This is a genomic window from Xanthomonas sp. 3075 (assembly GCF_014197275.1).
Taxonomy (GTDB): Bacteria; Pseudomonadota; Gammaproteobacteria; order Xanthomonadales; family Xanthomonadaceae; genus Xanthomonas; species Xanthomonas campestris_B.
This window is the reverse complement of record NZ_JACIFI010000031.1, coordinates 1-12,548: the sequence shown is the minus strand read 5'-3', so window position 1 is coordinate 12,548 and position 12,548 is coordinate 1. Positions and strand designations below refer to the sequence as shown.

At 65.7% G+C, this 12,548-nt stretch carries 6 protein-coding genes and 1 pseudogene; 3 read left to right on the top strand and 4 right to left on the bottom strand.

Annotated elements, in window-relative coordinates; all coding sequences use genetic code 11:
* Nucleotides 1-14: 14 nt before the first annotated feature.
* Complete coding sequence (treA, locus tag GGR62_RS19635) at nucleotides 15-1,688, bottom strand: alpha,alpha-trehalase TreA (protein ID WP_184409512.1); 1,674 nt, start codon at nucleotides 1,686-1,688, stop codon at nucleotides 15-17.
* Between the two features lie 374 nt (nucleotides 1,689-2,062).
* Here treA and GGR62_RS19630 point away from each other — a divergent pair, with 374 nt between their 5' ends.
* Together GGR62_RS19630 and GGR62_RS19625 are read left to right on the top strand one after the other, a co-directional pair.
* The gene (locus GGR62_RS19630; RefSeq protein WP_184409511.1) at nucleotides 2,063-2,230 is read left to right on the top strand and encodes a hypothetical protein; all 168 of its coding nucleotides are present in this window, start codon (nucleotides 2,063-2,065) and stop codon (nucleotides 2,228-2,230) included.
* Between the two features lie 715 nt (nucleotides 2,231-2,945).
* On the top strand, nucleotides 2,946-3,971 hold the full coding sequence (locus tag GGR62_RS19625) for a hypothetical protein (RefSeq protein ID WP_184409510.1): 1,026 nt from the start codon (nucleotides 2,946-2,948) through the stop codon (nucleotides 3,969-3,971).
* Nucleotides 3,972-4,235: 264 nt separating this feature from the next.
* Here GGR62_RS19625 and GGR62_RS19620 read toward each other — a convergent pair whose 3' ends face one another.
* On the bottom strand, nucleotides 4,236-5,174 hold the full coding sequence (locus GGR62_RS19620; protein WP_184409509.1) for a GAF domain-containing protein: 939 nt from the start codon (nucleotides 5,172-5,174) through the stop codon (nucleotides 4,236-4,238).
* Between the two features lie 389 nt (nucleotides 5,175-5,563).
* Nucleotides 5,564-8,443, bottom strand: a complete 2,880-nt coding sequence (locus tag GGR62_RS19615; protein ID WP_184409508.1) for a pitrilysin family protein — start codon at nucleotides 8,441-8,443, stop codon at nucleotides 5,564-5,566.
* A 473-nt stretch (nucleotides 8,444-8,916) separates the two neighbouring features.
* On the opposite strand from GGR62_RS19615, the gene GGR62_RS19610 reads away from it, so the two are divergent.
* Nucleotides 8,917-11,604 (top strand): PAS domain S-box protein, encoded by a 2,688-nt coding sequence (locus GGR62_RS19610; protein ID WP_326520283.1) that lies wholly within the window; start codon nucleotides 8,917-8,919, stop codon nucleotides 11,602-11,604.
* On the opposite strand, the pseudogene GGR62_RS19605 reads toward GGR62_RS19610, so the two are convergent.
* Nucleotides 11,581-12,502: pseudogene (locus GGR62_RS19605) on the bottom strand (IS481 family transposase). The gene GGR62_RS19610 and the pseudogene GGR62_RS19605 sit on opposite strands and share 24 nt — an antisense overlap.
* Between the last annotated feature and the right edge of the window lie 46 nt (nucleotides 12,503-12,548).

Sequence of the window (12,548 nt, the reverse complement as noted above, 5' to 3'; positions counted from 1 at the left end):
TCGCTGGCGCACACTCAGCGGGTCGCCGCTTCGGGCTTGCGCACGCGTTTGACAGGCGCCGGTTTGGTCGCGGTGTCCGGATACAGATTCAACAGCATCAAGGTGACGCCGTTGGTCCAGCCGAAGCCGTCTTGCAAGGCGTATTCGCCACCGCCGCCGCCGGCCGCGTCGGCCTCCAGGCCGTATTTTTCGACCAGCTTGTGCTCGCGCGCGAACAGCGCCTGCACCTGGGTGAGGAAGCGTTCGCCGATGGTGCGCGCCAGCGCGTCTTCGCCGTAGCGGCGCAGTCCGTCCACCGCGACCCATTGCAACGGCGCCCAGCCATTGGGCTCGTCCCACTGCTGACCGGTCTTCACTGCAGTGGTGGCCAGGCCACCCGGACGCAGCAGGCGCGCGCGCACGGTGCTGGCGGTGCGCTTGGCATGCGCGTCGGTGGCCAGGCCGGTGAACAGCGGATACAGCGCTGCGGCAGTGACCTGGTCGCTGAGCTTGCGGGTCTGCCAGTCGTAGTCGGCGTAATACCCGGCCGCATTCCACAGATGCGCCTCGATGGCCTGCTTGCGCTGCTGCGCGAGCGCGGCGTAGTCCTGCGTGCACTGCGCGCCCGGCTGCGCGCAGGCCTGGGCCAGGGTGCGTTCCAGGTGATAGAGCAGGCTGTTCAGATCGATCGGGATGATGGCGGTGGTGCGGATGGTGCGCAGGTTCTGCCCATCGCCGAGCCAGCGGCTGCTGTAGTCCCAACCGCTTTCGGCACCGGCGCGCAGGTCGCGGTAGACCTCGGCGGCGGGGCGGTCACCGGCCTCGGCGGCGGTGCGGGTGTCGTGTAGCCAGGCTTCCGGGCGCGGGGTGTCGCGCTCGTCCCAATAGCGGTTGAGCAGGCTGCCGTCGGCCAGGCGCACCACATGGCGCGCGGCCTGGCCGGGCTGCAGGTCGTCACCACCCTGCATCCAGTAGGCGTATTCCTTCTGCAGCTGCGGCAGGTAGCGCTGGTAGACCGCTTCGCCTTCCACGCCGGCCTGCAGTTCCACCATGTAGGAGAAGAACGGCGGCTGCGAACGGCTCAGGTAATAGCTGCGGTTGCCGTTGGGGATATGCCCGTAGGTGTCGATCAGGTAGGCGAAGTTGTCCAGCATCTGGCGGCTGAGCGTGGTCTCGCCGCTCTTCACCAGGCCGAGCATGGTGAAGTAGGAATCCCAGTAATACACCTCGCGGAAACGCCCGCCCGGCACCACGTACGGATGCGGCAGCGCCAGCAGGCTGCTGTACGGCGGCACGTGGGTCTGGCTGCGCACCAGCTTGGGCCACAGCAGGTCGATGTGTTCGCGCAGCGCGGTGTCCTGGCGGATCGCGTCGGTCTGCACCGGCGGCGACTCTTCGAAATTGGCGTTCACGAACTTGCGCAGGTCGAAACCGGGGTGATCGTGCTGCGCCAGATAGTCGGCGTTGATCAGCGACGGGTCGCGCAGCGGCAGAAAGTCGACAAAGTGCTTCTGGTCGTCGAACAGCTCGCCGCTCTGCACCGCCTGGAACAGTTCCGGGTAGGCCAGGTCGGGCGTGGGCGGGGTAGCCGCCGGTGCGTTGACGACCGGTGTGTCCAGCGGCGCAGCAGTCAGCGTGCAGGGCGCGACGAACATGCTCAGCGACAGGCCAAGCAGCGACGTGCAGCACGGGGGCGCGGCAGAACTCATGGCATCTCCAGAGCGGGCAGTGACGTAAGACATGGTAAACGACCGAAGTAGCGGACGGGACCGGATGGCGGTGTCGGTGAACCGTCAGGCCTTGCCGGTAGACAACAAGATTCAACGAATCCGGCAGCGCTGCTGCCAGCAGGCCTATCATCGGCCCCGATCCATGCGGCTTGAGCAACGGCGGCCTGTCACGGCTCGTCGAGGTTGCTGCAAGATGCGCGCCGTTCAGCGCGGGCGATTGATCCCAAGCAAGCGCTGCAGCTGCAACGCGCTGGGCACTGCTGTCCTGGTGGCCGCGTCGAAGATCACCCGGCGCTTGCCCTGCGGGACCGGGACGGCACGCAGCGCGCCAGAAGCTGCTTCCCTTGCGATCGGTGCGAACGGATCCAGGCAGTGTCGGCCACGAGATCCTGCGTGTGTTCGGTAACGGCAAGCAGGACATTGCGCGGCTGCGTCGGCTGCGTCGGCTGCGTCGGCAGCAGGTGCTGGTGCGTCACGGCATGTCTGTCAGCAGTTGTATCGGCTTGAAGGCCTGCGGGTGACCGGCAAACGCCAGCGATTAAGAGCGGCTAACAAAACGACTTCGCGTCAGCCTACTGCAGGCCGGCTATCTGCGGTCTGGCTGCAGGGTCCTTGCCCGTCCAGCGTCGCGGGACACGCTGCAAGTACGTCCTTGGAAGCTCTTACGCGGCATCCATGCCGCGTAAGGTCCCGCGACGCTGGACGGGCAAGGACCAGTCGAGATGGTCGGCATGCATGGGTTTAAATAAAGCAACCAGTGGAGTCTCTGGTGCGGTGTCCTCGCCGCTTGCGGGACCGTGTGGCGGCATGGATGCCGCCACACGGTCCCCAGGGACGGGTTCACGGCGTGTCCCGCCAGCGGTGAGGGCACCGCGCATTCGACCCACTCAGTGTTTGATCTGGACTTCTGACTGCATCCACCAAGATACGACCGACAGAACCACTGCACTCACCGACAGGCGCTCGCTCGCCAGGTTTTGTTAGCTGCTCTAATTCAAGGACACACACGCAGAGCAGCGCGATATGCCGGACAGCGTACCGGCAAGGCACGTTTTCCGGTGTGTTCGGAGTGTTTTGGTTGCTGCACTGGCACGCAATGTGAATGGCGTCTGGCGTTTTTTTGACAGACAACGAATTTCAAACGCGCGCAAACGGCGTGCCCGCTAGATTTGCGCGTCACGTACCGGGGTTTGCGGTGCTGTGCCCGCCTTTTCCATCTTATTGGTCTCCCGCATTGTGACTACCCGCAGGAAGGAAGCGCTTGTCCCGCATGTCGCCGCAATTGCGTGCACGGGCGCGATCCTGTTCTTTCTTGCCTGTCTGTTGCTGTATATGCCGCCGCCGCGCGAAACCCTGCAACACGATGACGGGTTGCAGGTGTATTTCGTGCCGCGTGCGCAATCGACGCCACCGGCGCCGGTGCAGCCACCGCCGCAGCGCGAGCGCATACCAAGCGCTGCATCCGCCGCGTCCGCTGCCGCGCGCAGTGCGCCGCCGCCTACCCGCACACCGCCGCCGCAACGGCAGGTGGCGGCGGCCACAGCGCCAGCCAACGAATCGATGGCCGCTCAGCTCTATACCCGCGAGGGACGCCTGCGCATGCCGCGCGATGCGCAAGTGGATGCGCAAGTGGATGCGATGGCGCAACCCGGCAGCGCGGTGCCGCCGGGCATGGCCGATGAGCGCGCACAGGCCAAGGCGCGCAACGTGATGGAGCGGGTCAATCCGGTGCAGTACCAGGAGACGCGTTTTGCCAAGGACTGGAAGAGCGATGGCACGCTGGGCGATGTGGCGATGCAGGAAATGAATCGCGGCATGAAGAAGTTCAACGACACGATCAACGGGCCGCAGACCCAGGTGGCCAAGGCGCGGCCGCCGCCGGACGTGCGCTTCAATCCGGCGTTGGCGGAGAATCAGGCCGAGATGGGCAGCGTTGCCACCGGCGATGCCTACAAGGCGGCGCCGATCGCGCATGAAACGCCGCCCGACCTGAAGGGCGAAGCCAGCCGCCGTATCCGCGAGGCCATGGCGGCGCTGGAGCAGCGCAGTGCGCGTTGCGATGCGTCGCAGCGCAAATCCCTGTTGTCGCCGGTACGCACGCATCTGAGCGATCTTGAGCGTGCCGAGCACGCCTTGAACAACGGCGCCGACCCGGTGATGGCCGCACAGATGCTGCCGCGCCAGGCCGACAGCGCCTATGATCTGGCGCGCCGCGCGCTGTGGTATGCAGATCGTCAGTTGAAGCAGTGTGCGACCGGGTGAGATGCAGGCTTCGGGTGTGCGCGTTCTTCCGGCTTACTTGAGTTCCGGTAGGTAGTCGGCCCTCATCCGGTGCTGCGCGCCACCTTCTCCCGCGTGCGGGAGAAGGGAGCTTCGTCGGCGTGGTTTGTATCCCTTCCCCCGCATCGCGGGGGAAGGTGCCCGAAGGGCGGATGGGGGCGCTGTTGTGGCGCAGAACCGTTACAGACGACCAGTCGCAACGACCGTCAGCGCGCAAAGCCCGAACCTGCACCCCACCACTCCGCCTCAACCGCCCTGCGCGAGGCTTTGTCGGTAGCGGTCCTTCTCCGCACTCAACGCCACTTCCGCACGCATAAACACTGGGCCGATCGCTTCATCCCCACGACTTGCGCGCGCTTCGCCGATCAGCACGGTGAGGCCGAGTGCATGTTGTTGATCGGCGATCTCACGCAGGCCTTGCAGCTTCTGTTCGGCATCCGGGCCGCGCAGCACCGCGATGAATTCTGCGCTGTCGGTGACACGGTCCACGCTGTCGCCGCCGCCTTGCACGTAGGCGGCCAGCGCCTTGTCCAGTTGCTGCAAACTGCGGCCCAGCAGACGCTCGCTCTGCTTTTCGACCAATGCGGCGAGTTCCTGGACTTCCAGGATCACCAGGTGATAGCCGGTGTCGGTGCTGGCTTGACTTGCAACCGGCGCAACCGGTTGCAGGATGGCGTCGCGTTCGAGTTGCAGTTCGCGCTTGCGCTCGTCCAATAGACGCATGGTGACGCGCGCCAATGCCTGCAGGCCGGTGCGTTGAATGTCGGTGAGCGTGCGCGGCTCGGTATCCAGCACGCACACCGTGCCCAATGCCACGCCATCGGGGGTGACCAGCGGCATGCCGGCATAGAAGCGTGCGCCGGTGTCGCCGGTGACCACCGAAATATCGGCAAAGCGCGCGTCCTGGGCCAGGTCGGGCACTTCCATCAGCTGCTCGGGGCTGCGGATGGCGTGATCGCACACCGCCTGGCTGCGGTCGGTCTGCTGCAGGCCCAGGCCGAGTTGGGCCTTGAACCATTGGCGGTCGCGATCGACCAGCGACATCAAGGCGATCGGGGTGTCGCACAGCGAGGCGGCCACCTGCACGACGTCCTGATAGGTGTCTTCGGGCAGGCTGTCGACGATGCGGTAGCCGTCCAGGACCTGTTGGCGAGAGGTTTCGTCAGCCATGGGCATCTCTTTCATCGAAGTAAGTGCAACAAGCGCGAAGAAGTAGCCACGATACCGGTGCTGCCGGTAACGCGGCGTGGATAGCGGCCGCGCGCATCGGCGCGGCCTGAGACCGATGATCGACACCCGCATCCGGGCCGTCGCGTGCAACCGGGCGGGAATGCGTCAGGGGCGGTCCTGACCCTTGACGGACGACCGTGCTGCGAGCCGTTGCCGCGCTACCTGAGGCCTAGCGACGGTCCCGGTCGTCGCCGGCCGTGGACGTGTCGCCAGCGCGTAAACGCATCGTCCGGTGCGTGCGTAATGCATGCACCAACGCCGTTGCTGACGCGCAGATACGGCAACGCCGCACACCGACCCGGCCACCCCGAAGGCTGTTCAGTCGGTGTGCGGGCCGCTGCCGTTCAGCGCTTGACCGGCTTGCCATCCACATCCAGCACCTGCACCTCGCCCAGCTTGAGCGCGCGCACCGGGGCCTCGATCTTCTTCAGGTCGCCCACGATCACCCAGGTCATCGCGTCGGGCTTGATGATCTGCGCGATGGCCTTCTGCGCGGCCGGCTGGTCGATCGCTTCCAGGCGCGGCTTGAGCGTCTGCACGTAGTCGTCCGGGCGGTCGAACTGCACGATGCCTTCGATCGCACCGAGCACGGCGGTGGTGGTTTCGTAGCTGCCGGGCAGGGCGCGGATGCTCTGGTTCTTGATCTTTGCGATCTCCTCGCCGGTCAGCGGTTTGTCGCCGACGATGGCGCGGGCTTCCTTGAGGATTTCGTTGGCCGACTCGGCGGTCTTGTCGGTCTGCACCGGTGCGGAGAACAGATACGGCCGTTGGCCCTGCGCGTCCATCAGGCGGGTGCCTGCGCCGTAGGCCCAACGCTTGTTCTCGCGCAGGTTCATGTTCAACCGCGAGGTGAAGGTGCCGCCGAACGCATCGTCGGCCACGCCGATGGCCAGGTTGTCCTGGGTCTTGGTCGACGGTGCGAGCAGGCCGGCCAGGATCACCGACTGCGGCGCGTCCGGCCGGTTGATCAGGTACACGCGCGGCTTGGGCTGTGCGGCCACCTCGACCAGGTTCTTCTTCGGCAGCGGGCTGGCCGGGGCCTTCCAGTCGCCGAAGGCCGCATCCAGTTGCGGGATGATCTGCGCCAGGGTGGTGTCGCCGGCAACCAGGATGCGCAGGTTGTCCGGGCGCAGCCACTGGTTGTGGAAGGCCTGCAGGTCCGTGGCATTGAGGCTCTTGATCGCCGCCTCGGTGCCGCTGCCGGTGAGCGGGATGCCGTACGGATGCTTGTCGCCGTACAGCAGCGGCGGCAGCGCACGCATGCCCAGGCTGGTGGGCTTGGTCTTTTCCTGCGCGATGCCGGCCAGCCACTGGCCACGGATGCGTTCGATGTCCGACGATTTGAACGCCGGGTTACGCACGATGTCGGAGAACAATTGCAGCGACGGCTGCAGCTGGTCGTTGAGGGCATTGAGCGAGGCGCTGCAGCTATCCAGATCGCAGCCGACGCCGGTGATCGCGCCCAGGCGTTGCTTGCGCTGGGCCACTTCCACCGAATCCAGCGAGGCGGTGCTCTCGTTCATCAGCGCGGCGCTGAAGCTGGCGGTGCCGAGCTTCTTGCCCTGGTCGGCGGCGTAGCCGGCGTCGAACAGCAGCTCGACCTGGGTGACCGGAATGGTGTGGCGCTCGGCCAGCACCACCTCGATGCCGTTCTTCAACGTGCCGCGCTGCAGTTTGGGGAAGCTCAGGTCAGGGAACTGGGTGGTCGTGGGCACGCCCGTGCTGCGATCCACCTTGGAAGCGACGACCTTGTACTTGCCGGCGGCGGGGAGCTTGGGCGCCGGCTTGCCCGGTTCGGCGGCGCGGGCGACCACCGCCTTGTCTTCGGCAGCCGGGTCGAAATCCTTGCCGGCCGGCAGCACGGTGAGCAGATAGTCGCCCTTGCCCAACCAGGTGGCGGAGGCCTGCTTGACGCTGTCCACGGTGGCGGACTGGCCGCGCTGCAGATCTTTTTTATAGGCGCCCGGGTCGCCGCGATAGACCTGGCCCTCGGCCAGGAGCACCGCCTTGCCGGTGAAGCCGCCGACCTTTTCCAGCCCACGCACGAAGCCGGCGCGATAGGCCACCTGCGCGCGCTGCAATTCGTCGGCCGTCGGGCCTTGGGCGATGAATTTCTTGAGCTCTTCGTCGATCACCGCTTCGACCTTGGCCGGGTCCACACCGTCCTTGACGTCGGCCTGGATCTGCACCTGGCTGGACAACGCAAACGGCTGCACCGAGGCGGACACGTCATCGACCAGCTTGTCCTGGTAGACCAGGCGCTGATACAGCCGCGAGGTCTTGCCGCCGCCCAGCACGGTGGTGGCCAGATCCAGCTGGATCATGTCGTCGGTGCCCAGCTGCGGCGCGGCCCAGGTGCGGTAGATGCGCGGCTGCGAGACATGGTCGTGCTGCACGCCGCGCTTCTGCGCGGCCAGCGGAGTGACCCACGGCTGCTGACGCGCCACCGGCTTGCCGGACGGGATATCGCCGAAGTACTGCTCGGCCTTGGCGCGCGCCTGCGCCACGGTGATGTCGCCGGCCAGCACCAGGGTGGTGTTGGCCGCGCCGTAATTGTCGTTGAACCACTGTTTGACATCGCCCAGCGAGGCCGCGTCCAGATCTTCCATCGAGCCGATGGTGTCGTGCTGGTAAGGATGGTTGGCCGGGAACAGGTTGGACAGGATGTTCTGGTCGACGCGGCCATAGGGGCGGTTCTCGCCCTGGCGCTTTTCGTTCTGCACCACGCCGCGCTGGGTGTCGAGTTCTTGCTGTCCGATCGCGCCGAGCAGGTGACCCATGCGGTCCGATTCCAGCCACAGCGCGGTATCCAGTGCGGTGGTCGGCACCGTTTCGAAGTAGTTGGTGCGGTCGAACCAGGTGGTGCCGTTCATGTCGGTGGTGCCGACCTGCTCCAGCGGCGCGAAGAAGCTGCCCTTGTTGTTTTCCGAGCCGGAGAACATCAGATGCTCGAACAGGTGCGCGAAGCCGGTCTTGCCGGCCGGCTCGTCGCCGGAACCGATGTGGTACCAGATGCTCACCGCCACCACCGGCGCCTTGTGGTCTTCGTGCACCACCACGGTCAGGCCGTTGGGCAGGGTGAAGCGGGTGTAGGCGATGTCGGGAATGGCGCTGTTGTCCGCAGTCTTGGAGAGGCTGGCCGGGGCGGCCTGTGCGGCGGGCGGAACGGTACCGGCAGCGACGCCGAGTACGCCGGCGATCAACAAGGACAACGGACGCAGCATGTGACACTCCAGAGCAGGACAATCGGCCGAGGGTAGTAGCTGCCTGGCGGCGCCGCAAATGCTGTTCGGCGGGGCGCTGCGGCCAATGCCCCGATAGCGCCACCACGGCAGCCGGCGCTGCGGGCAGCGGCCAGGGTGCGGTGGGCATGCGGTGCGCCGGGCGCATGCCGATTCCCCGCGTGCCGATGGCGATCTGCCCGCCGTACGGTTGCCGTGGCGCGCGCTCCCGGCAAGGGCGATTCGCCATGCACGTGCGACATAGGCCGGGGGTGGCAGAGACTGCGGCATGCCGGACGTGCCGACTCGCGCGCCGATGGCGATTTGTCTGCCGCATGGCGGCGGGACCGCGCGTTCTCGCGCAATGGCGGTCCGTCGTGCACGCGCGGCGCACGCACGCGATGCGTCACTGCCTGCCAAGGGGCAGCGACGCATCGCGCGATCTACAGCGCTGGCGTTTCCACTGCTCGCTCTTGATCGCCGACAAGCAGGCTCGGCCTTGGATCCTCAAGTTGCCGGTCGTTTCGCCGCTACCTGGGCCACCTCCCTTGACCACGTTGACCGCCGATCACGCCATGACCGTCCTGTCGCCGCCCGCGCCGATGCCTGCCAATGACGCCCTGCGCGTGGACGCGGTGCGTCGGCTGGGAGTGCTGGATACCGAGCCGGAAGCCGAATTCGACGACATCGCCTGGCTGGCGGCGCATGTCACCGGCGCGCCGATGGCGCTGGTGTCGCTGCTGGACGCCGACCGCCAGTGGTTCAAGGCGCGCTGCGGTACCGATCTGGACGGCACGCCGCGCAGCGCGTCGTTCTGTTCCTACGCGGTGATGGGCACCGAGCTGATGGAAGTGCCCGATGCCGAGGCCGATCAACGCTTTGCGCGCAATCCGTTGGTCACGGCCGCACCGGGCGTCCGCTCGTATGTGGGCGTGCCGCTGATCGGTCGTGAGGGCTATGCCTATGGCACCTTGTGCACGCTCAGCATGCAGGCACGGGTACTGGACGAACGCCAGAAACAGGCGCTGATCCGGCTGGCGCGGCAAGCCACCAGCCAGCTCGAAGCCCGACGCGACCGGCAGGAGGCGCAAGCGCAACGGCAGACCCTGAGCCGCCTGCTGGAGGCCATGCCCGATGGGGTGGTGTCCTGCGACAGCCAAGGGCTGCTGCGTGAATTCAATCGTGCCGCCCGGCAATGGCATGGCACCGATCCGCGCGTGATGCCGCCGACCGAATGGGCGCAGCATTTTGATCTCTACAGCGCCGATGGCAGCAGCCCGCTGCCCACCGATGCCATTCCGCTGCTACGCGCCTGGCGCGGCGAGCATGTGCGCAATGCCGAACTGGTGGTCCGTGCGAACGGCCAGCCTGCGCGCAGCGTGCTGTGCAATGCCGACCCGGTGGTCAGCGACCAGGGCACGGTCCTGGGCGCGGTCTGCGTGATGCACGACATCACCCAGCTCAGGGATGCCTCGGCCGCGCTTGCGGCCGAGCGTGCACGCCTGCAGGCGCTGGTGGACGCCTCGCAGGACGTGGCGATCGTCACCTTCGATCCGCACGGTCGCATCGAGCTGTTCAATTCCGGCGCCGAACGTCTGTTGGGCCACAGTGCCGATGAAGTCGTCGGCACGCATCCTGCGCAGTTCCATCTGCCGGCCGAGCTTGAGCGGCATATGGCTACGCTGGCGTTGTCGCCGCCGTCGTATCTGGACCTGGTCGTCGCTGCCGCCGGCGATGTGCTGTGCGAAGAACTCTGGACCCTGGTGCGCAAGGACGGCGAGCTGCGCCGCGTGCGTCTGTGTTTCAACATCATCCACGACGCGCAGCAGGGCCTGGCCGGTTATCTGGCAATGGCCATCGACGTCACTGCCGAACTGCAGGCGCAAGCGGCCGCGCAACTGGCCGCGCAGCACTTCAGCGGCGCCTTCGAAACCGCGCCGCAAGGCATGGCGATCGTCGCGCTGGATGGCAGCTGGCGCGACGTCAACCCGTCGTTGTGCAGCATCCTGGGTTACCCGCGCGAGCAATTGCTGCACACCACCTTCCAGACCATCACCCATCCCGACGACCTGGACATGGACCTGCAACTGGTGCAGGAGCTGATCGACGGCAAGCGCGACAGCTACAGCATGGCCAAGCGCTACATCAGCCAGCAGGGCGCGGTGATCTGGGCGCACCTGTCGGTGTCGTTGGTACGCGACAGCAGCGGGGCGCCGGTGCATTTCGTCTCGCAGATTCAGGACGTCACCGAACGCCACGTGGCGGCGGAGCGGCTGGCCGAGAGCGAGGTGCGTCTGCGTGCGATCAGCGATGCCACCCCGACGCTGATCAGCCAGTTCGATGCCGAGCAGCGTTGCCTGTTCGCCAATCAGGCGCATCGCGACTGGATTGGCGTGGACCCGGCCAGCCTGGTCGGCTGCCATATCACCCAGGTGCTGGGCGACGACCTCAGCACTGCCGCGCGCGCTGCATTGGCGCAGGTGGTCGCCGGGGAACACGCAAGGTTCGAACATGTGCTGCAGGGCGGCAGCGGCACGCGCGATGTGGAAATCAGTCTGGTGCCGGAAACACAAGGCGCCTCGACGCTGGTGCAGGGCTTCCTGCTGATGGCCCAGGACGTCACCGCGCACAAGGCGTTGCATCGCCTGATGCACGAGCGCGCCACCCGCGACGCCCTGACCGGCCTGCCGAATCGCCACGCATGGTCGGAAGCATTGCAGGGCGCGGTGAGCCATGCGCAACAGCAGCAACGCGCGGTGGCGGTGATGTTTCTGGATCTGGACGGTTTCAAACGGATCAACGATCTGCACGGACATCGTGCCGGCGACGCCGTGCTGGTCGCGTTCGGGCAGTGTCTGCAGCGTGCGGCCGGCAGCCGGTATCTGGTCGCGCGACTGGCTGGCGACGAGTTCGTGGTGCTGCTGGACGATCTGCAAGATCCGCAGGCCGACTGCGCGGCCGTTGCAGAGCGCATCCGCATCGCTGCGGCCGAGGGGGCGGTGTTCGGCGATCAGCACTTGCCGATCCAGCCCAGCATCGGCGTTGCCTGGCAGCACGGTGCACAGGCCGAGACATCCAGCCTGATGCACGCCGCAGACGAAGCGATGTATGCGGCCAAACGCGCACGCTTGCCGGACGGGCTAGGTGTTCAGTCCCGGCATTAGATTGATCGGATCCACCTTGAACAGATCGGGTTCGGATGTCCACTGTTTGCAGATGAATTCGTACGGTGTCAGACCTTTTAGGGCTTTGAGCCTGCGACCGTAGTTGTAGGCGTCGATGAAGTTGGCCAAATGCTGTTGTAGTTGTGCGTGATCGTCGTAATGGAAGCGTTTGACAGTAGCTTCCTTGATCGTCCGATTCATCCGCTCGACCTGCCCGTTAGTCCAGGGATGCTTGACCTGGGTCAAGCGGTGTTCGATGCCGTGCTCCTCGCAGACGCGAGTGAAGATATGCACAAAGGCATAGCGGTCGGAACGGCGGTTGGTGAACTGGATGCCGTTATCCGTCAGAACTGTATGCAGGGCGTAGGGTACCGCCTGGATCACATTGCGCAGGAACTGCGCTGCAACCATCTTGTTAGCCGCGGCATGGAGCTCGGTGAGCGCAAACTTGGACGTCCTGTCGATAGCCACAAACAAATAGAGCTTGCCTTCGGCCGTGTGCACCTCTGCAATGTCGATAATGGAAGTAGCCGATCGGATAGCTTTTGAACCGCTTCTTGGCGGCTTTGTCGCTATTGATGTCGGGTAAGCGCGAGATGCCATGGCGCTGCAGACAGCGGTGCAACGAGGAGCGTGTCAGATGCGGGATGCTAGGCTGCAGTGCGTAGAGACAGTCGTCCAGCGGCAGCAAGGTGTGCTTGCGGAAAGCAATGATCGCCGCCTCATCCTCAACGGACAACACGGTGGAACACGGCTGCGTCGGCCCAGTTGGCAAATCGGCGACCGAGGTCCGCTTCTTCCACTTCGCCACTGTCTTTTGATTGATGCCGTAGCGCTTGGAAAGCGTTCTTAGAGCGTGTTATGAACTTTGAAAGAGCGTGGCTGCATTTCCAAGCATCAGGATCGTAAAGGCGACAAAGTGCAAACCGGCCAACGTTTCCGGC

Coding starts and splice junctions, on each gene's coding strand:
- GGR62_RS19615 (WP_184409508.1), bottom strand. CDS start 8,443: ATGCTGCGTCCGTTGTCCTTGTTGATCGCCGGCGTACTCGGCGTCGCT.
- GGR62_RS19620 (WP_184409509.1), bottom strand. CDS start 5,174: ATGAAAGAGATGCCCATGGCTGACGAAACCTCTCGCCAACAGGTCCTG.
- treA (WP_184409512.1), bottom strand. CDS start 1,688: ATGAGTTCTGCCGCGCCCCCGTGCTGCACGTCGCTGCTTGGCCTGTCG.